The sequence below is a fragment of the Nonomuraea sp. ZG12 genome, from assembly GCF_052068115.1.
In the GTDB taxonomy this organism is placed as follows: domain Bacteria; phylum Actinomycetota; class Actinomycetes; order Streptosporangiales; family Streptosporangiaceae; genus Nonomuraea.
In genome coordinates this window covers 1-19,793 of sequence record NZ_JBQHCW010000040.1, presented here as the reverse complement: position 1 = coordinate 19,793, position 19,793 = coordinate 1, and the positions used below count along the sequence as shown (strand labels likewise).

General features: G+C 70.3%; 19 protein-coding genes. 9 read left to right on the top strand and 10 right to left on the bottom strand.

Features of this window, described 5'->3' with window-relative positions; all coding sequences use genetic code 11:
- Window positions 1-6 precede the first annotated feature (6 nt).
- Window positions 7-1,467, top strand: coding sequence for an LCP family protein (locus ACTMTF_RS46425; protein WP_441116486.1), 1,461 nt, complete (start codon window positions 7-9; stop codon window positions 1,465-1,467).
- Here the strand turns inward: ACTMTF_RS46425 and ACTMTF_RS46420 are convergent.
- The 4 genes from ACTMTF_RS46420 to ACTMTF_RS46405 are packed head-to-tail and all read right to left on the bottom strand — an operon-like array spanning window position 1,442 to window position 4,758.
- Window positions 1,442-2,398: an asparaginase gene (locus ACTMTF_RS46420; protein ID WP_441116485.1), complete on the bottom strand. Its 957-nt coding sequence runs from the start codon at window positions 2,396-2,398 to the stop codon at window positions 1,442-1,444. The two genes, ACTMTF_RS46425 and ACTMTF_RS46420, sit on opposite strands and share 26 nt — an antisense overlap.
- Window positions 2,391-3,215, bottom strand: coding sequence for an amino acid ABC transporter permease (locus ACTMTF_RS46415; protein WP_397002265.1), 825 nt, complete (start codon window positions 3,213-3,215; stop codon window positions 2,391-2,393). Before ACTMTF_RS46415 ends, ACTMTF_RS46420 begins: the two co-directional genes overlap by 8 nt.
- A complete protein-coding gene (locus ACTMTF_RS46410) occupies window positions 3,212-3,856 on the bottom strand; it encodes an amino acid ABC transporter permease (RefSeq protein WP_441116484.1) in 645 nt (214 codons plus the stop codon). The genes ACTMTF_RS46415 and ACTMTF_RS46410 overlap by 4 nt, the downstream gene beginning before the upstream one ends.
- Entirely contained in the window at window positions 3,856-4,758 is a 903-nt protein-coding gene (locus ACTMTF_RS46405; RefSeq protein ID WP_441116483.1) for a glutamate ABC transporter substrate-binding protein, read from the bottom strand. Before ACTMTF_RS46405 ends, ACTMTF_RS46410 begins: the two co-directional genes overlap by 1 nt.
- A gap of 122 nt (window positions 4,759-4,880) precedes the next feature.
- Here ACTMTF_RS46405 and ACTMTF_RS46400 point away from each other — a divergent pair, with 122 nt between their 5' ends.
- Entirely contained in the window at window positions 4,881-6,020 is a 1,140-nt protein-coding gene (locus ACTMTF_RS46400; RefSeq protein ID WP_441116482.1) for an ROK family transcriptional regulator, read from the top strand.
- Between the two features lie 8 nt (window positions 6,021-6,028).
- Here the strand turns inward: ACTMTF_RS46400 and ACTMTF_RS46395 are convergent, their stop codons facing one another.
- The 4 genes from ACTMTF_RS46395 to ACTMTF_RS46380 form a co-directional block, all read right to left on the bottom strand.
- Complete coding sequence (locus ACTMTF_RS46395) at window positions 6,029-8,059, bottom strand: class I SAM-dependent methyltransferase (protein ID WP_441116481.1); 2,031 nt, start codon at window positions 8,057-8,059, stop codon at window positions 6,029-6,031.
- A 76-nt stretch (window positions 8,060-8,135) separates the two neighbouring features.
- Complete coding sequence (locus tag ACTMTF_RS46390; RefSeq protein WP_441116480.1) at window positions 8,136-9,140, bottom strand: enolase C-terminal domain-like protein; 1,005 nt, start codon at window positions 9,138-9,140, stop codon at window positions 8,136-8,138.
- 10 nt (window positions 9,141-9,150) lie between these two features.
- Entirely contained in the window at window positions 9,151-10,536 is a 1,386-nt protein-coding gene (locus tag ACTMTF_RS46385; protein ID WP_441116479.1) for an MFS transporter, read from the bottom strand.
- A 109-nt stretch (window positions 10,537-10,645) separates the two neighbouring features.
- The gene (locus tag ACTMTF_RS46380) at window positions 10,646-11,590 is read right to left on the bottom strand and encodes an SPFH domain-containing protein (protein ID WP_441116478.1); all 945 of its coding nucleotides are present in this window, start codon (window positions 11,588-11,590) and stop codon (window positions 10,646-10,648) included.
- Between the two features lie 181 nt (window positions 11,591-11,771).
- Between ACTMTF_RS46380 and ACTMTF_RS46375 the strand changes: the two genes are divergently transcribed.
- The 7 genes from ACTMTF_RS46375 (at window position 11,772) to ACTMTF_RS46345 (ending at window position 18,988) form a co-directional block, all read left to right on the top strand.
- On the top strand, window positions 11,772-13,247 hold the full coding sequence (locus tag ACTMTF_RS46375; RefSeq protein WP_441116477.1) for a mannitol dehydrogenase family protein: 1,476 nt from the start codon (window positions 11,772-11,774) through the stop codon (window positions 13,245-13,247).
- 183 nt (window positions 13,248-13,430) lie between these two features.
- Window positions 13,431-14,873, top strand: coding sequence for an extracellular solute-binding protein (locus tag ACTMTF_RS46370; protein WP_441116476.1), 1,443 nt, complete (start codon window positions 13,431-13,433; stop codon window positions 14,871-14,873).
- Window positions 14,874-15,806: a carbohydrate ABC transporter permease gene (locus ACTMTF_RS46365; protein ID WP_441116475.1), complete on the top strand. Its 933-nt coding sequence runs from the start codon at window positions 14,874-14,876 to the stop codon at window positions 15,804-15,806. It begins immediately after the preceding gene.
- Window positions 15,803-16,690 carry a carbohydrate ABC transporter permease gene (locus ACTMTF_RS46360; RefSeq protein ID WP_441116474.1) on the top strand — a complete coding sequence of 296 codons (888 nt, stop codon included), beginning with the start codon at window positions 15,803-15,805 and terminating at the stop codon, window positions 16,688-16,690. Before ACTMTF_RS46365 ends, ACTMTF_RS46360 begins: the two co-directional genes overlap by 4 nt.
- Window positions 16,691-16,698: 8 nt before the next feature.
- The gene (locus tag ACTMTF_RS46355) at window positions 16,699-17,712 is read left to right on the top strand and encodes an NAD(P)-dependent alcohol dehydrogenase (protein WP_441116473.1); all 1,014 of its coding nucleotides are present in this window, start codon (window positions 16,699-16,701) and stop codon (window positions 17,710-17,712) included.
- A gap of 4 nt (window positions 17,713-17,716) precedes the next feature.
- Window positions 17,717-18,832: an ABC transporter ATP-binding protein gene (locus ACTMTF_RS46350; protein WP_441116472.1), complete on the top strand. Its 1,116-nt coding sequence runs from the start codon at window positions 17,717-17,719 to the stop codon at window positions 18,830-18,832.
- A gap of 15 nt (window positions 18,833-18,847) precedes the next feature.
- Window positions 18,848-18,988, top strand: a complete 141-nt coding sequence (locus ACTMTF_RS46345; protein ID WP_441116471.1) for a hypothetical protein — start codon at window positions 18,848-18,850, stop codon at window positions 18,986-18,988.
- An 11-nt stretch (window positions 18,989-18,999) separates the two neighbouring features.
- Here ACTMTF_RS46345 and ACTMTF_RS46340 read toward each other — a convergent pair whose 3' ends face one another.
- Together ACTMTF_RS46340 and ACTMTF_RS46335 are read right to left on the bottom strand one after the other, a co-directional pair.
- Window positions 19,000-19,461 carry a hypothetical protein gene (locus ACTMTF_RS46340; RefSeq protein WP_441116470.1) on the bottom strand — a complete coding sequence of 154 codons (462 nt, stop codon included), beginning with the start codon at window positions 19,459-19,461 and terminating at the stop codon, window positions 19,000-19,002.
- Between the two features lie 149 nt (window positions 19,462-19,610).
- Window positions 19,611-19,793 (bottom strand): hypothetical protein (locus ACTMTF_RS46335; protein ID WP_441116469.1); only part of this gene is annotated, 183 nt, incomplete at its 5' end.

The following is a 19,793-nucleotide window of genomic DNA, read 5'->3' as shown; positions in this document are numbered from 1 at the left end:
CAACGCGTGGACGCCGTGAGGCTCCTCGGCTGGCTGGTGCTGTCGGCACTGGCGCCGGGTGCGGCTCATCTGCGCGCCGGCCGGCGCAGGACCGGGCTGGTGCTGCTCGGCTGCTACGCCGTCGGGCTGCTCGGCGTCCTCGCGGTGGTGCTCGCGACCGGCGACCTCGGCGCCCTGCTCGGCTCGGCACTGGACGACACCTGGCTGACGGCGATCACCGTCGGCTCGGCGCTGCTCGGCGTCGCCTGGTTCGCGCTGATGGTGCACTCCTTCGTGGTGCTGCGGCCGGGCACGCTGCGCCAGTCGGAGCAGATCGTCACCGGCACGCTCGCGGGGCTGCTCGCCGTCGCGGTACTGGCGCCGTTCGCGGTGGTCGCGCAGACCGGCTGGGCGTCGAGGCAGGCGCTCAACAGCATCTTCAAGGACTCCCAGCCGGACCCGCAGGCGCAGGGCGAGAAGCTGACCGAGCGGCGGCAGGATCCGTGGGCGGGCCGCGAACGGGTCAACATCCTGCTGCTGGGCGGCGACGCCGACGACCATCGGCCGGGTGTCCGTACCGACAGCATGAACGTGGCCAGCGTCGACGTGAAGACCGGCAACACGGTGCTGATCAGCCTGCCGCGCAACCTGGAGGAGGTGCGGTTCAGGCCGGGCACGCCGATGGCCGAGCAGTTCCCCAGCGGCTTCCGGCTGCCCCCGGACCCCGGCGGCGGGCGCAGCGACCTGCTCAACAGCGTCTGGGAGTACTCCGACGCGCATCCGGAGATCTTCGGCGGCAAGCGCGAGCAGGGCGCCGAGGTGCTGATGGACACCATCGGCTACACCCTCGGGCTGGACGTCGACTGGTACGCCCTGGTCAACATGTGGGGCTTCGCCAGGCTGATCGACGCGATCGGCGGCGTCACGCTCACCGTGGAGCGGGACGTGGTGTTCGGCAAGTACAACGAGGGCTTGGTCAAGGCGGGCACGCGCAAGCTGAAGGGCGCGGACGCGATGTGGTACGCCCGCTCGCGCACCAACAGCGACGACTACATCAGGATGCGCCGCCAGCGCTGCGTGATCGGCGCACTGCTCGACCAGGCGGACCCGGCCACGGTGCTCTCACGGTTCAACCAGGTCGCGGCGGCCACCAAGGAGCTGATCCAGACCGACATCCCGCGCGCCATGCTGAGCGATCTCGTGCCGCTGGCGTTGAAGGTGAAGGACGCGAAGGTGACGAGCATCCAGCTCGTCCCCCCGCTGATCCAGACGTACGACCCCGACTGGGCCAAGATCCGCAAGCTCACGCAGAAGGCCGTACGCGAGTCCACCGGCGCTCAGCCCGTGACCACGACCGCGGCCCCCGCTCCCGTGAAGACCTCCACCGGCGCACCCACGGGCATACCCACCGGCACACCCACCAAGAGCCCCAAGAAGGCCGACGACAACCCCACTCAGGGCCTCACGGACGGGTGCGGTCAACTGTGACGATCCGCCCGACCGGCACGCCGCCGCCGAGCACCTCCACGGTGTCGAACGCGGCGGCCGTCGACACGTCGCAGCCCATCCGGCGCAGCACGTCGAGGGCGATGAGGGTGGTGGCGCGGGGGCTGCCGTCGATGACCTTGACGGCGACGGAGTGCCCGGAGTCGAGCGCCACGACCAGGACGCCCTCCGCGCCGCCCTTCGCCACGGCTCCCGGCAGGGCCCGCATGAGCTCGGTGTTCTGATGGCCGGTGCCGCCCACGTACTCGGGGTGCGCGCGCATCGCGTCCGCGACCTGACGCGGGGCGCTGCCCGGCGCGGCGAGCACCAACCCCTGGACGGCCCGCGCGAGCCCGGTGAGCGACAGCCCGAACAGCGGCGCGCCGCAGCCGTCCACCGCGACGTGCGCGGTCTTCTCCCCCGACAGCTCCTCGGTGGCCGCGCGCACCGCCAGCTGGAGCGGATGGCCGGGCGCGAGGTAGGAGGCGGTGTCCCAGTCGTTGGCGACGCTGGCGGCCAGCATGGCGGCGTGTTTGCCCGAGCAGTTCATCCGCTCGCGGGTGGGAGCCTCGCCGCGCCTGATCAGCTCGTCGCGGGTGGCCTCGTCCTCCGGCCACGACGCCGGGCAGGCCAGCGCGTCGAAGCCGAGCCCGTAGTCGGCCAGCAGTTCGCCGGTCAGCCGGACGTGGAAGTCCTCGCCGGTGTGGCTGCCCGCGGCGATCGCCAGCCTCGGCCCGGCCAGGGCCGCGCCGGTGGTGAGGCAGGCGAGCGCCTGGAACGGCTTGGCCGACGAGCGCGGCAGCACCGGCGCGTCCACCTGCCCGAGCGCCACCTCGGCGCGCCCGGACGGGTCCAGCCCGACGGCGCTGCCGTAGTGGACGCTCTCGGTGAAACCGGAGCGTACGACCTCGGCGAGGGCGGCGAGTTCAGGCACGGGCGAGTCTCCTCTTCGGTACGGCGATCCGCTGGCGGGCTTCGAGCGTGCGGGCCAGCTTGGACAGCGACAGGTTGACCACCAGGTAGATCAGCGCGACGACCAGGTAGGTCTGGATGAGCAGCCCGTTGAACGAGGCCAGCACCTTGCCGCTGTAGAGCAGCTCGGCATAGCTGACGACGAAACCGAGCGAGGTGTCCTTGAGCAGGCCGACCGACTGGCTGACGATCGACGGCAGCACCCGGCGGGCCGCCTGCGGCAGCACGATCAGGCGCATCGTCATACCCCGGGTGAGGCCGACGGCCAGCCCGGCCTCGGTCTGGCCGCGCTCGATGGACAGGATGCCGGCCCGGAAGATCTCCGCGAACGCCGCCGCGTTCGACACCGCCAGGGGCACCACCAGCTTCCAGAACAGCGGCAGGTCCAGCCCGTAACGCGGTAACCCGAACAGGACCACGTACACCAGCAGCAGCGCCGGGATGGTCCTGACCACCTCGACGTAGCCGGCGGCGGGCAGGCGCACCCAGCGCCGCTCCGACAGCCGTCCGAGGGCGAGGACCAGCCCGAAGGCCATGGCCAGGGCGGCGGAGACGACGGCGGCCAGCGCCGTGGACCACAGCCCGTCCAGCAGGTAGCGCCACATCGGCCAGGTGGCGTACGGCTGCCAGCGCTCGTAGTCGAGCTGGCCGTTGGCGGCGAACTGCCGGACGGCCAGGGCGACGAGCGCGACGGCCGCGAGCGTGCCGAGGACGGTCGCGACGCGGATGCGCCGCCGGGCCTTGGGGCCGGGCTCGTCGAACAGGACAGTGCTGCTCATCGGAGGATCACCAGCTTGCGTTCGAGCCGCCCGGTGACGAAACCGGCGCAGGCGGCGATCAGCGCGTACGCCAGGCCCGCGCCGACGAAGATCGGGATGGGCTGGGCCTCGACCAGGTTCACCCGGTTGGCGGCGGCGGTGAGGTCGACGATGCCCACCGCGGCGGCCAGCGAGGTGTTCATGGCGAGCGCGATGAACAGGTTGCCGATCGGCTGCACGACCGTGCGTAGCGCCTGGGGCAGGATGACGTGCCGCAGCGACTGGGAGAACGTCAGCCCGATCGCCCTGGCGGCCTCCCCCTGCCCCTTGGCCACCGAGTTCACCCCGGAGCGCAGCGCCTCGGCGAAGTAGGCGGCCTGGTAGACGGCGATGACGACGATGGCCGTCTCCAGCAGGTCCGCCTGGATGCCGATCTCGGGCAGGCCGAAGACCGCGAGCACGAGCAGGACCAGCAGCGGCAGGTTCTGGAACGTCTCCACGTAGACCGTGCCCAGCGCGCGCAACACCCGTACCGGGCTCACCCGCAGGGCGGTGACCAGCACGGCGAGCACCGCCGCGCCCAGGAAGGACGCGGCGATGAGCTGCAACGTCACGATCAGGCCCTGCCACAGCTCGGGCAGGTGATCGAGGAGTGCGGACATCAGGACCCCGGCACGGAGCCGATCTGGGGCGGCGCCGGCGCGTCACCGGTGACGACCGTGCCGATGGAGTTCTTCCAGATCTGCTGCCAGAGGCCGGCGTCCTGGGTCTTCTTCAGCCAGGCGTTGACGAACGTCTTGAACTGCTCGTCACCGTGCTTGAGCCCGATCCCGTACGGGTCGGACGTGAAGGGCTTGGTGACGATCTCGATCGACGGGTCCTTCTGGGCGTTGGCCACGAGCAGGGTCTCGTCCTGCACGTAGGCGACGCCGCGGTCCTGCTTCAGCGCCTGCATGAGCTCCGGGTCGCTGCCGAAGGTGATGATCTCGGCCTGCGGGGCGAGCTTCTTGATCGCGGGGATGGCCGGGGTGTTGGCGCCCGCGAGCACCTTCTTGCCGTTCAGGTCCTCCGGCTTGGTGATGCCGGTGGTGCCCTTCTTCACCGCGATGGTCAGGCCCGAGGTGTAGTACGGCCCGGCGAACGCGACCTGCTCGGCCCGCTCCGGCGTGATCGTGTACGTCTGGAAGACGACGTCCACGGTGCCGTTGGCGAGCAGCGCCTCGCGGGTCTCCGACGCCGAGTTGACGATCTTGACCTTGGGTTCGCCGATGATGTACTTGGCCAGCGCCTTGCCCATGTCGGCGTCGAACCCCTCGACCTCTCCGGTGGTGGGGTTCTGCTGGGAGAGCAGGGGGGCGTCGAGCGAGCCGCCGACGATGAGCTCGCCGCGCTGCTTGATCTTCTCCATCGTGGAGCCTGGCAAGATGTCCGCCGCCGCGGCCACGGGCGCGTCGGTCAGCAGGTCACCGCTCTTCGACGCTCCGGGTACGGCGGGGCTGCTCGTCTCGCCGCAGGCCGTGAGCCCTAACGCGGCCACGGCGAGGGCAGCGACCATCCTCTTCATGTCCAACCACTTCCTTCGACCTATCTTCGTTCGATATCGAAGACAAAGCGGACCGTAGTGGCTTATTTCGGAGCAAGTCAAGCCGTTGTCGAACTTAAGCGGCTCGTGATATTCCTCTGGACATGGACCAGCGGCTGCCCGTGCAAGGGGCACAGGGCGACCTGCTGAAGCTCGTCGCCACCGGCGACGCCGCGTCACGCGCGGACCTGGCCCGGTTATCGGGCCTGGCCGCCTCCAGCGTCTCGCTGCGCGTCGAAGAACTGATCGAGGCGGGCCTGCTCGCCGAAGAGGGCTCCGGCGCCTCACGCGGCGGCAGGCGGCCACGACGGCTGCGCCTGTCGCCCACCGCCGGCGTGCTCGCCGTCGCCGATCTCGGCGCCCACCACGCCCGGCTCGCCCTGCTCGACCTGAGCGGCGAGCCGCTGGTCGTGCAGGAGCGGCCCTGCGACATCGCCAAGGGCCCGGAGGTCACGCTCGACTGGCTGATGGCCGCCTTCGACGACTTACTCGCCGAGCGGGTGCCTCCCGACGTGCCCCTGCGCGGCCTCGGCACCGGCATCCCCGGCCCGGTCGACCCGGCCACGAGCAAGGTCGTCACCCCGTCCCGGATGCCGGGCTGGAACGACTTCCCCGTCGCCGAGCACCTGGCCACCCGCTACGACCTGCCGATCCTGGTGGAGAACGACGCCAACCTGATGGCCGTCGGCGAGGCCCGCGCCTGGCCCGGCAGCGCCAACCTGATGGTGCTCAAGACGGGCACCGGCATCGGCTGCGGCGTCATCGTGGGCGGCCGCCTGCACCGGGGACGCGGCGCGGCCGGTGACATCAGCCACGTGCGCGTACGCTCCGACGCGTCCGTGGTCTGCGCCTGCGGCCACACCGACTGCCTGGAGGTGCACGCCAGCGGCGCCGCCCTGGCAAGCGCGCTCGCCCAGGCGGGCATCGACGTCACCCGCACGGCCGACATCGTCACCCTGGTCAGCGACGCCGTCCCGGAGGCCACCAGCCTGGTGCGCGCCGCCGGCCGCCGCATCGGCGAGGTGCTCACGGCCCTGGTCAACTTCTTCAACCCGGACGTGGTGGCGATCGGCGGCAGCCTGTCGGCCGCCGAACCGCTCATCACCTCGATCCGCGCCACCGTCTACGAGCGCTGCCTGCCGCTGGCGACGCGCGACCTGGAGATCGCCCCCGCGCGAGCCGGCCGCGACGCCGCCCTGCTCGGCGCGGGCGCCCTCCTCCTGGACGCCGCCCTGGCCCCCTGACCTGGGTTTCAGCCCGGCCGGCCGAAGGTGGCGCGGCAGCGATGACGCTCGCCGTCGCGGAAGTCCTCGATCTCGTACGGGACCAGCCCGCCGGTGGCGAAGGCGGCGATCTCCGACGGCGTGAGCGGCCACGGCGGCGCGAACACCGGCCCGCCCTCGTCCCGCGCGGTCGCGATCACCAGCAGCGTCCCGCCCGGCCGCACGAAGGAGGAGACCCGCTCGATGGCCCCGGCGTGCAGGTCCTCGGGCAGCGCCTGCACCGTCATGACCTCCACCACCAGGTCGAACGCCTCCCGCCACTCCCCCGGCGGATCGAACAGATCGGCACGACGGAAGAGCACACCCGATTCGGGGAACCGCTCCTGCGCCTGCCGCACGGCCGACTCACTCACGTCGAACGCCACGGTGTCGAAGCCGAGCCCCGCCACGTACGCGGCGTCGTCCCCCAGCCCGCACCCCACCACCAGCGCCCTGCGCCCGTCGCCGCGCAACTCCCGCTTCGAGGCCCAATCGGCGAGCATGGCGTGCGGCGTCTCCGAATCCCATGGCACGATCGCCGCACCAGCGCCCGACTCCGCATACAGCCGCTCGAACCACCCGATCGGGTCGCCCGCCGCCAGTGACTCGGCGGCCAGCCGCCTCGCGTCCTCGTCCGGGTCCTGCTCACCCATCCCGTACCCCAGTTCCAGTCCGTACGTCATGCCTTGGGCGACCTTGCCCGCCAATTCCACCACGTCTACCCGATCGCCCAGCCGCCCGACGAGCACGCGCTGCCGGAAGGGATCCTCGTGCAGGTAGCCGATCCTGCGCAGCGCCACGTCGAGCAGCGGCACCAGCACGCAGACGGCGGGCGTGGGATGCGGGCACGGGAGCTCGCCATACTGCCGTGAGAGCTCTGCCGCCCGCCCTTCGACGGCGAGCCGTACGACGTCCCCGGCGGTCGCCGGGCGGCCGAGCAGCAAGGCTGCGGCCTCCATGATCTGGGTTTGCTGCGCGTCCGTGTAGTACGCCCACAGCTGCGCGGGCTTGTCGCGTATCGAGGCACCCTTGACTCCGTACGGCGACTTACTTCGCTGCAACTCACGCCAGAGAACCTGCCCCATGCGGCGCTGGAGCCGGCCAGGAAGGGGCCCGGCCACGTGCGCGGTCGCGGCGCCGACCGGAGCTCCGGAGTGCCAGCCCAGCTCCGCGAGCAGCTCCGCCTCGTGCCGATCCTCCTGCTCGATACAAGCGTCGACGACCCGCTCCATCCTCTCCAGCAAGCCGTCCTGCCTGATCTTCCAGCTGAACGCCGAGTAGACATCAGTGGGATAGCCCCAGGATGAATCAGCCCAGAGCGCCACGTAACGGTCCACGAACCAGGTGAAGGCGTAGCCCATCAGGAGTTCCCGCCGCATCGCGCGCATCAGCGTCTCACGGCCGACGAGGGCTACGGCCTCACCCCACAGGTCCTGGCGCTGCCGCTTGGCGTGGGCGCGAAGCAGGGCACGGTCAGGATGCGGCCTGCCGTCATTCGCGCGCCGGAGGTCCCACCTGTTGAGGCTGCCGATCCACTCGTCGCGCCATGACCACAGCCGCGAGATCAGCAGGCTCCGCACCATCAGGGCCCGCATCTCGTCTTCTGGCAGCTCCATCACCAAAGGCAGGCCGATCAGCAGCTTCCTCCTGGTCCGCACCTGCAGCCCGATGGAGGGCGTGGTGTAGAGGCGGATCTTGGGGACGGTCTTGGCCCCGGTGAGTTCCACGGCTTCGAGCAGGGCCTTCTTGAGCCGGGGATGCTCATCGAGCCTGAGGACGGGGGTGTTCCACCCCGCGCTGGGGCCATGGTGGAGGACGAAGGCGCACAGGCACAGGCCGGCCATCAGGATCCACAGGCCGGTGAACGGCGGCATGCCGAAGGACGTCGTCATGATGGCCCCGCCGACACCGACGCCGAGCAGCACGACGATGCCGGAGAGCACCTGCAGCCAGTCGGGCACGAAGACGCGCAGATGCGTGGTCAGCAGGAGATACAGCACCCGAGCCCTGGATAACCCCACCTAGACCACCTTTATCCCGAAATATCGGAGTAAAGGTAGATGATCATGATCACGTACATGTCACATCATGTACGGATCAGGCGCTGAAGTAGTCCTTGGCCAGCCTGCGGACGCGGGTCTCGTCGACCGTGTGGCCCAGGCCCGGCTGGGTGAAGGGGACCGCGATGACGCCCGCGTTGGCGCCGACGATCGGATTGACGATCTGGTTGTTGCGCGGTGGCTGGGTCACGTCGCACGGCAGGGTGCAGCCCGGCAGGCTGCCGACCGCGACCGTGGCCGCCCTGGCCAGCCCGGTGCCCTGGCCGCCCGCGCACTGGATGTCCCAGCCGGCGGCCACCGCGCGGTCGTGGGCGCGGCGGGCCTCGCTGAGCGAGACGAAGGCGGTGGGCCGCAGCAGGAGGACCCTGCCCGCGCGCAGCGTGAGGTAGTCGTCCAGGCCGGCCGTGGTGCGGATCTCGACCGCCACCGAGGCCGCCACCTGGTCCTGGAGCGAGGCGTGGGCGTAGACGTCGGCCACCGGGAAGGGACGCTCGATGACCTCCAGGCCGTAGGCGTCCAGGGCGACGAGCTGGCCGCTGTCGCTGTAGGCGCCCGCGCAGTCGACGGCGAGGGTGAGCGCGGGGTAGGCGGCGCGGACGGCGCGCACCGGCTCGACGTCCCATCCGGGGCGGACATCGAGCGTGACGTGGCTGTAGCCGGCGCAGACCTGCTGGTTGACCCTGGTCACCAGGCTCTCCACGGACGCGTCGGGGGTGAGCCGGACGGTGGCCATCAGGGACGTGCGGGTGCCGCCGATCGCGTCGGCGAGCGGCACGCCGCGCATCCTGGTCCACAGGTCCCAGCAGGCCATGTCGACGGCCGAGTCACCGCTCGGCACGCTGTCGGGGTGCTCCCAGTCGACACCGATGAGCAGCGCTCCCAGCGACTCCTCCAGCCTGCTCCAGGCCTTCGGCTCGGGGCTGACGGTCTCGCCCCAGCCTGTCATGCCGGCTTGATCGGTAAGCTTCACCAGGAGGCTCTCCGTACGAGGACCGTACGGCAGAACCACCCGGAGCACCTCAAGCTCCCGCACTCGCGGCATGTGCCCCCCTCTACGACGCGGATGCCTCCAGTGTGCCTGTCTTCGCAGGCTGGGCAAAACGGGGGGCCACGAAGGCGGCCAGGAGGGCGAGGCCGACGGTGAAGGCGAAGCCCACCGGATAGGTCTCGCCGGTGGCGGTGAACAGGGCGCCGGTGACCGCGACGGCGACCACGGTGAACACCGATTCGCCGACGCCGACCGCCGCGCTGTTCTGGCCCTCCTCGCCCTGCGCGGACAGCTCCAGCACCAGGACCGACACCGTGGGGTGCAGGGCGCCGATGCCGAGCCCGGAGATCGCCATGGCCAGGTACGCGACGGCGATGGGCACGGAGTCGATCAGGACCAGCGAGACGAGCGCGATGCCTCCAGCGATCATGAGAGCGCCGCCGCGCAGCGCGGTCAGCCGGCCGATCCGGCCACGGCCCATGATCCAGGAGCCGGTGGACCAGCCGAGCGCGCCGATGGTGAGGACGACGCCGGCGCCGGTGGGCGTCAGCTGACGTTCGTTGATGAGCATGAGCGGGATCAGCACCTCCGCCGCCATGAGCGCGCCGAAGGCGAGGCCGCGCAGCACCGGGGCGCTCGGCAGGCCGCGCGCCGCCCGGAGCGAGCCGGCGGGCAGCAGCCTGGGCAGCGCCACGGCCAGCAGCACCACCCCGGCCACCAGGAGCGGAACGCCGGCCAGCTGGAGCGCGCTGCCGTACTGGATGAGCGCGGCGGCGACGGCGGTCAGCGTGGCCCACATCAGCTTGCGCCCGATGCCCGGCGCGGGCTCCGCGCCACCGCCGCCTCCGGTCGCCTGCCCGCCGCCGCCGCGCCAGAGCAGCAGCGAGGCCGGGACGACGATCAAGGAGACGCCCAGGAAGATCCAGCGCCAGTCGGTGTTCTCCACGACGAGCCCGGCGATCGAGGGACCGACCATGGACGGCACCACCCAGGCGGCCGAGAACAGGGCGAACACCTTGGGATGCAGCTCAGGCGGATAGACCCTGGCCACGAAGACGTACAACGCCACCTGGATCAGCCCGCCGCCGAGTCCCTGCACGAACCGGCCCGCGATGAAGACCTCCATGGTCGGCGCGAACCCGGCGATCAGCAGCCCGGCCACGAACCCCGCCACCCCGATGGCGATCGGCGCCATCGGCCCGGACCTGTCGCTCCAGCGACCGCCGAGCACGGTGGCGATCACGCTCGCCGCCAGGGTGGAGCTGAAGGCCAGGTTGTAGAGATGCACGCCGCCGAGCTCGCGCGCGACCACCGGCATGGCCGTCGCCACCGCCATCGCCTCGAAGGCCACCAACATGACCAGCGCCACCAGGCCCACGCTGAGCGCTCGATAACGCGGTGACATCACGCTGTCGGGGGTCACAGCCGTCTTCTCATCCGTCGTCGTCATGCCGGAACGCTATGGCGAAGCCGCCGGCCGGCACATCGGACGCAGGTCGTAGGACGTTCGGCCTAGGCCGTCGACCGAGCGGCGGTGCGCGCTCCCGGTGGAACCGTGGTCACGTCGAGTGCCCGGTCTTCGTGCCATCCAGGGCAGCGCTCTCCGTGACCGATTCCGCGGCGGAGCGTTCGAAGGAAGGCGCCGGCGGAGCCAGCTCGGGCGGGGCGGAGTCCGTCACGCCCGGCCGCGCTTCCGGCGCTCCCGTCGAGGCGCCGGCGGCCTGCTCCGTGTCCGCCACGGCCTGGTCCTTCCTCGTGGAGCGCTCGAAGAAACGCAACAACTCCACGGGCAGGGGCATGACCAGTGTGGAGGTCTTCTCGGCCGCCACTTCCACCACGGTCTGCAGCAGGCGCAGCTGCAGCGCGGCGGGGGTTTCGGACATGATGGCCGAGGCGTCGGCGAGCTTCCGCGCGGCCTGGAACTCCCCGTCCGCGGTGATCACCCGCGCCCTGCGCTCCCGCTCGGCCTCGGCCTGGCGGGCGATGGATCGCTTCATGCTCTCGGGAAGGTGGACGTCCTTGATCTCCACCCGATCGATGTGGATGCCCCACCCGAGCGCGGGACTGTCGATCATCAGCGCCAAGCCCTTGTTCAGCTCCTCGCGGTTGGAGAGCAGGCCGTCCAGATCGCTCTTGCCGATGATCGAGCGCAGCGATGTCTGGGCCACCTGCTCGATCGCGAACAGGTAGTTCTGCACCGCGATGGCCGCCCGCAGCGGCTCCTGGACCCGGAAGTAGGCGACCGCGTCGACCTGGACGGAGACGTTGTCACGGGTGATGCCCTCCTGCGTGGGCACCGGCATCGTGACGATCTGTACGTTCACCTTCTTCATCCGGTCCACGATCGGAATGAGGAAGGTGACCCCTGGCCGGCGGACCTCCTGCTGGGCCTTGCCGAAGCGGAAGACCACGCCTCGTTCGACCTGATTGACGACCCTGACGCCGCTGACGGCCAGCAAGACCGCGAGCACGACGATCAGTCCGAGCACGACAGTGGTGACCATGGCCTGCTCCTTCCATCTCAAGGTTAGATCCGGGGCGGGGTTCGCGTAGGTAAGCGGGTCGTCAAGTCCTGGTCAGCGGCTCGGGATTATGCCAACAGTTTAAAAACGTGACCTGTTGGCGTGGGCGTCGCAGGGCGTAGAGACGGAGGAGGGAAGGCCACGGCAGAGGAGACAGCCGGCAGTGACGGTATTGAAGCAGCAGACGGTCGGAACTCTCTCCGGGCGGGTGGCGGTCCCCGCCTATGACCGGTCGGCGCTCACGGTCGGCATCGTCCACTTCGGGGTGGGTGGCTTCCACCGCGCGCATCAGGCGATGTACCTCGACCGGCTGATGAACGAGGGCAAGGCGCACGACTGGGCGATCTGCGGCGTCGGGGTCCTGCCCGGCGATGTGCGGATGCGGGACGCGCTGACCGCCCAGGACGGCCTGTACACGCTCGTGCGCAAGCACGCCGACAAGACGTACGAGGCCCGCGTCATCGGGTCGATCATCGACTACCTCTTCGCGCCCGACGACCCGGAGGCGGTCGTCGAGAAGATGGCCGACCCAGCGGTACGGATCGTGTCGCTCACGATCACCGAAGGCGGCTACAACATCCACCCCGTCACCGGGGAGTTCGACGCGCAGGCCCCCGCGATCCGCGCGGACCTGCGGGCGGGCGCGGTCCCGGCCACGGTGTTCGGGCTGGTCACCGAAGCCCTGCGCCGCCGGCGCGCCCGGCGGCTCCAGCCGTTCACCGTCATGTCGTGCGACAACATCCCGGGGAACGGGGACGTCGCCCGCCGGACTCTCACGGCGTTCGCCCGCCTGGCCGACCCCGAGCTCGCCGCCTGGATCGAGAGCACCGCCGCGTTCCCCGACTCCATGGTCGACCGCATCACCCCCGTCACCACCGACCAGGACCGCGAGGCCCTGGCGCTGCGGTCCGGCGTCGAGGACGCGTGGCCGGTGGTCTGCGAGCCGTTCGCGCAGTGGGTGCTGCAGGAGCGTTTCTCCGCCGGGCGGCCGCCTTTCGAGGAGGCCGGGGTACAGGTCGTGGCGGATGTGGGGCCGTACGAGTTGATGAAGCTGCGCCTGCTCAACGCCGGCCATCAGGCGCTCTGCTATTTCGGTCACCTCAGCGGTCATCGCTACGTCCACGAGGCGGTGGCGGACGCCGGGATCGCGAAGTTGCTGGTCGATTACATGGACGTGGAGGCCACGCCGACGCTTCCCCCGGTGCCCGGCATCGACCTGAACGCCTACAAACGGACCCTCCTCGAACGATTCGCCAATCCCGAGATCAGGGACACGCTGGCGAGACTGTGCGCCGAGTCGTCCGACCGGATCCCGAAATGGCTGCTTCCCGTCGTACGCGAACAGCTGGCTCGCGGCGGCGCGGTCACGCACGCGGCGGCGGTGGTGGCGAGCTGGGCGCGCTACGCGGAAGGAGTCGACGAGGCCGGCGAGCCGATCGAGATCGTCGACCGGCTGAAGGAACGGCTGACGGCCGCCGCGAGAGCGCAGCGCGAACATCCGACGGCCTTCATCGAGGACCGGGATCTGTTCGGCGATCTCGCCGACGACAGGCGGTTCGTCGGCCCCTATCTGCGCGCGCTCGAATCGCTGCACACCAAGGGCGCCCGGGCGACGGTACGGGAGCTCGTGGGGCTATGAAGAACGCCATTCACACGTAGGTGGTCTGTCAATTCTCCGAAACAATCCACGCGCAAATACCAAAGAAATATCCACTTTTCCCCAGAAGTAATGCATATAAGTTTATGTCAATATCTCAACGGTATGGGGCTTTTGTTGTGTGTGGGGGAGGTGCAGTGGACAGTGGACGGCCATCCTGCCCAGATGAGCAGGCGCGATGTCCTCCGTGGCGCCCTGGCCGCCGGGGCGTCGCTGACGCTGGGGGGAAGCCTGAGTTCCTGCGGCTCCCGGGGTGACGCGCCGCGAACCGCCGGCGGTGACCCGTGGCGCCAGTTCAGGGGCGCCACCCTGAACTTCATCTCGGAGAACACCGCGCCCACCGCCGCCATCGCCGCGAACATCCGCCCGTTCACCGAGCTGACGGGCATCAACGTCAGCATCGTGACGCTCGAACTGTCCGCGCTCGTCCAGCGGGTCGCCCTGGACCTGGCCTCGGGCCAGGCTCAGTACCAGGTGATCTACGCCGACCCCTACCAGGTGCTCGCGCCGTACCACAAAGGGCTGGTGGAGCTGCGCTCCCTGCAGAACGACCCGAACCTGCCGGACCTGCCCGGCGGTCTCACGGATTTCATCCCCACCCAGCTGGACGCCGCCGGCCGCTTCGTCGATCGGGAGAAGGTCTACGCCCTGCCGTACGACGCGCCGACGATGATCTGGCAGTACCGGCGCGACCTGTTCGACAAGTACCGCGACCGGATGGCGGACGATCTCGGGTTCGACCCCACCCCGGGCGGCGACCGTACGTGGGAGGAGTACTTCCAGCTCGCCCAGTGGTTCAACAAGAACGCGACGGCGGATGTCCCGTACGGCACCGGGCACCAGGCCCGCCAGCACGACTCCCTGATGAACGACTTCAGCAACGTGCTGTGGTCCTACGGCGGGGACTACTTCGACAACGGCAAGGAGGTGGGGCGGCTGGGCGCGACCGACCCGGGCCCGTGCCGGCTCGGCTCCGCCGCCGCGATCGCGGGCGCGGAGTTCTACAACCGGCTGCTCGGCATCGCCGATCCGGCCTCCACGACGTGGGACTGGGACGGCGTGGGCGCCGCCTTCCGCTCCGGCAGGCTGGCGATGTGCCCCAACTGGCACGAGTTCGCGGCCAGCAACGAGCAGGTGCTGCCGGGCAAGGTCGGCTACGCGGCGCTGCCCAAGGGCCCGGCGGGCACGGCCAACATGTACGGGGGCACCGGCATCGCGATCAGCGCGAACACGCTGCCCCACGAGCGCGGCGCGGCCTGGCTGTTCCTCGTGTGGGCCACCTCGCCCGAGACGCAGCTCGCCAACCTCAAGAGCAAGGCCGGCGGGGGCACCCCCACCCGCACCTCCGTGTACGAGCTGCCGGAGGTGCGCGCGGCGGAGCACCGGCCGTCGTCGATGCCCAACATGCTCACGGCCGCCGCCGTACGGCAGGCCTGGCAGCCCGACCGGATCGGCCTGCGGCCCAAGATCCCCATGTGGAACGAGTGCAACACCGCGGTCTTCACGCAGCTGTCCCGGATGCTCACCGGGGGGACGTCGCCGGAGGAAGCGATGCGTTCGATCACCTCCCGGGTCGATCGCATCGTGGCGCGAGGGTGGGTGGCCTAGATGACGAACGCCGCGGACACCTCGCCGGGACTCCGCCGAGCCCGGCCGGAGAGCACCGCGTTCAAGGAGCCGCGGGTCCGCTTCGAGGGCAAGATGATGCTCCCCGGCCTGATCCTGCTGGCCGGGCTGTCGATCCTGCCCTTCGTGGCCCTGGTCGCGATGAGCTTCTCCCGCGTCCGGCTGCTGGGCGGGGTACGGCTCGACGTGGTGGGCGTCACCAACTGGGTGCGCTCCTTCACCGACGCCGACATGTGGCTGTCCTGGCTGCGCACGATCATCTTCTTCGTGCTCACCGTCGGGCTGGAGATGGTCCTGGGGGTGGGCATCGCCCTGTGCCTGTTCCGGGTGCTGCGCGGCCGCAACATCCTGCTCAGCCTGCTCCTGCTGCCGATGTTCGTCGCGCCCTCGATCGTCGGCCTGCTGGGCCGCTACCTCACCGACTCCACCTTCGGGCTCTACTCGTGGGTGCTGCGCTCCCTGGGCTTCAGCGGCGACATCCTCGGCGGCACCACCAGCGCCTTCGCCGCCGTCGTGCTGATGGACGTATGGGAGTGGACGCCGCTGATCGCCCTGATCGCCCTCGCCGGCCTGTCCAGCGTGCCCCAGTCGGTGCGGGAGGCCGCCGCCGTCGACGGCGCCTCGGGGTGGATGACGCTGCGGTACATCCTCTTCCCGGCGATCTCCAACGTGCTGCTCGTCGCCCTGCTCATCCGCTCGATGGACGCCATCCGCTACTTCGACATCATCTGGGTCACCACCAACGGCGGGCCCGCGGACGCGACCAAGATCGTACCCATCCGGTTGTACGAGACCGCCTTCCGCTTCTTCGACTTCGGCTACGCCGCGGCCATCGGCCTGACCATGCTGGCCTTCTCCATCGTCATCGCCCGTGCCTTCGTCCGCATGCTCGACACCAGGGGGCTGACCCGATGAGCACCTCGAAGCCGGTCCAGGCCGCGCCCCGCGGGGTGCCGCAGTCCCCGCTGGAGGCGAGCAGCCGGCGCACGCGGTGGGTGGTGGCGCTCCTCGTCGCAGCCGCCCTGCTCTGGACGCTGATCCCCCTGCTGTGGATGCTGCTCTCGTCGTTCAAGAACCGCGCGGACGTGACCGCGGCCACCCCGCAGGTCCTGTTCACGCCGGTCCTGGACAACTATCGCAACCTGTTCACCGGCCCCAACAACCTGTGGCCCTACATCTGGCACAGCGTGCTCGCCGCCGGGATCTCCGCGGTGCTCGCCGTGTGCCTGGGCGCGCTCGCCGGCTACGGCCTGGCGCGGACCCAGATGCGCGGGAAGAAACACCTGGCCTTCTGGATCATCTCGACCCGCATGGCCCCCATCGCGGCGATCGTGGTCCCGCTGTTCCTCATCTTCCGCGGGCTCGGCCTGATCGACTCGATACCCGGGCTGGTGCTGGCCTACCTGAGCTTCAACCTGCCGTTCGCCATCTGGCTGATGAGCGCGTTCTTCGCCGAGGTGCCGTCGTCGCTGGAGGAGTCCGCGCTCGTCGCCGGCTGCACCCGCTGGCAGGCCTTCCGCACCGTCATCCTCCCGCTCACGAAGTCGGGACTGGTCACCACCTTCGTGCTGTGCCTCGTCTTCGCCTGGAACGACTACGCCTTCGCCGTGGTCTTCTCCGGGCCGAACTCCCAGACGCTGCCCATCGCCGCCTCCCAGCTGGTCACCCAGACGGGCATCGACTGGGGCCAGCTCACCGCCATCGGCACGATCGTGGTCCTGCCGATGATGCTCGCCGGGCTCGCGGTGCGCCGCTGGCTCGTCACCGGGCTCACCCTGGGCGCCGTCACCGGAGAGTAGGAGGCACCATGCGCGCAGCCGTACTGCACGGGGTGGGGAAGATCGCGCTGGAGGAGCGGCCGCGGCCCGAACCCGGCCCCAGGGACGTGCTCGTCCAGGTCGCGTCGGTCGGGACCTGCGGTTCGGACGTGCACTACTACGAGCACGGGCGGATCGGCGACTTCGTGGTGAAGTCCCCGCTGGTGCTCGGGCACGAGCCGTCCGGCACGGTGGTCGGCGCCGGAGCCGGGGCCCGCCGGCACCGCCTGGGGCAGCGCGTCTCGCTGGAGCCGGGCGTGCCGGACTTCACCTGCCGGCAGTGCCGGGCCGGGCGGTACAACCTCTGTCCGCGGATGCGGTTCTTCGGCACCCCACCGGTAGACGGCGCCTTCTGCGAGTACGTCGTCCTCCACGAGGAGTTCGCCCACCCCGTACCGGATGATCTGTCCGATGACGCCGCCGCCCTCATCGAGCCGCTGTCGGTGGGGGTGTGGGCCTGCGAGAAGGCGCGGGTCGGGCCGGGCGCCCGCGTGCTCGTCACCGGCGCGGGCCCGGTCGGGCTGCTCTGCCTGCAGGCCGCGCTGGCCTTCGGCGCCACGGACGTCATGGTCACCGACGTCAATCCCGTCCGGCTCGGGCTGGCCGGTGACCTGGGCGCGAGCGCGACCCTGGACGCGCGCGAGAACCGCCTGCTCGACGCCGCGTTCGACCCCGACGTGCTGCTGGAGTGCTCGGGCCGGCCGGCCGCGGCCGGAGAGGCCGTCCGTGCGGTGGGGCGGGCCGGGCGGGTCGTCCTCATCGGCATGGGCGGGGACGAGATCCCGCTGCCGCTGACCCATGTGCAGGCCCACGAACTCGAGGTGACGGGCACGTTCCGCTACGCCAACACCTGGCCGCGGGCCATCGTGCTGGCCGCGTCGGGGCGCGTCGAGCTGGATGCCCTGGTCACCGGGCACTACGGCCTGGCCGAGGTCGAGCAGGCGCTGACGGCCGGCGCCCACGATCCCGCGCTGGTCAAGGCAGTCGTACGGCCACAGGAGTGATGTCATGTCCAGAGTTCTCTACGACGAGGCGACCCGCATCTACCCCGGATCAGTACAACCCGCGGTGGACGCCCTGGACCTCGATATCGCCGACGGTGAGTTCCTGGTGCTCGTCGGCCCGTCCGGTTGCGGGAAGTCCACCTCCCTGCGCATGCTCGCCGGGCTGGAGAGGGTCGACGGCGGGCGTATCGCCATCGGCGACCGCGACGTCACCCACCTGCCGCCGCGCGACCGGGACATCGCGATGGTGTTCCAGAACTACGCGCTCTATCCGCACATGTCGGTGGCCGACAACATGGGCTTCGCGCTGCGGGTGATGAAGGTCTCCAAGGACGAGCGCGACCGCCGGGTGCGAGAGGCGGCCCGGCTGCTGGACCTGGAGGAGTTCCTCGACCGCAAGCCCAAGGCGCTCTCCGGCGGGCAGCGGCAACGCGTGGCCATGGGCCGGGCGATCGTCCGCGAACCGCAGGTGTTCCTCATGGACGAGCCGCTGTCCAACCTGGACGCCAAGCTGCGCGTGCAGACCCGCACGCAGATCGCCGCCCTGCAGCAGCGGCTCGGCGTGACGACGGTGTACGTGACCCACGACCAGGTCGAGGCCATGACGATGGGCGACCGGGTCGCCGTGCTCAAGGACGGGATCCTGCAGCAGGTGGACACGCCGCTGGGCCTGTACCAGCAGCCGGCCAACGTCTTCGTCGCCGGTTTCATCGGCTCCCCGTCGATGAACCTGGGCGAGTACCGCGTGGAAGGCGACGAGGTGGTCTTCGGCGGAGCGCGGATCCGGCTGACCCGCGAGACGCTCAAGGCGCTCAAGGAGGAAGGCAGCGACCGGGTCATCCTGGGCTTCCGGCCCGAGGACGTCCAAGTGGTCGGCGACGACGACAAGGAGAACGCGACCTTCCCGGTCACCGCCACCGTCGTCGAGGAGCTCGGCTCGGACGCCTTCCTCTACGGCCAGTATGCCGACACGACCGACCCGGCGCTCCTCGACCAGACCGTCATCGCCCGCGTCGACCCCAACGCGCCACCGGCCAAGGGCGACCGGGTCCGGCTGCGAATCGTACCGGGCAAGGGACGGCTCTTCTCGGCGGTCACGGGCCTGCGCCTGCCCGCCTGAGACCGGCCCGCGCCGGTGAACAGCGCACGGAGGTCATCCCGCCTGCCGTCGATCTGGCAGGCGATCCAGTGGCGTGGTGCCGACCGGCTCGGCCACGGCGTCCGGATCCTCGCCGTCGGCCTCGCCTTCTCCTCCGGCGGCGAGGCCGAGCGCTGAAAGCCTGAGCGTCAGCGGCCCGGGTGTACGTACTGGTTGTATCGGTCCGGGCTGTTTCCGCACACCAGGATCTCGCCTGATGCCCTGTGGAGGCACACCTCCAGGAAGACCTTCGATATGGACTTGGAGCCGGTGCGGTTGAAGTTTCCGAAGTTGGTGCCGTCGTCGCCGCAGCCGTTGGTGTCCTTCTTCCAGGCGCCTCTCCCGGTGGTTCCGTCGGTGTGCCTCCACGCAAGCCGGGCCCGCACCGGACGGTTGTCGCCGGGACAGATGTCGCGCACCGTGAAGTTCCGAAAGACGACCTTCGTCCGGCTGACGAAGTCGACGGCCGCCCGGCCGTACGCGGCGCCGGGGCTGTGCGGGTGGACCACGCGGGCGGAGGACACTCCGTCTCTCGCCTGCGCCGGACTTGCCACCAGCAGCCCGCTCAATACTGCGATTCCCAGCGCGGCGCCCAGAATGCGTGTCTTCAACAGTCCTCCAGTAAGAGATGTTTCGGTTGGTTTTGGAGCGTGCACTTCAGCCCTGCCGCGTGGCCGGCGGGGGAAGATGTGCCAGGTATCGCCTCGTGGCGGATCGCGACGAAGAACGGCGATCGATGATGCGGGGCCCTGCCTGAGCGTCAGGTCTCGAAGGTGAACGTCCCGCGCAGGACGGTGCCTCGCCCGCTCCAGTAGCTCTCGTGAACGGCCCGGTAGGTGACATCTTCGAAGCCGGGGAGCACCGCACAGGTGGCGCCGGGGTGGCGGATGTTGTCGTCTCTGATGACGATGGGCTTTCCGATCACACCCGGGCGGGTCAGGGT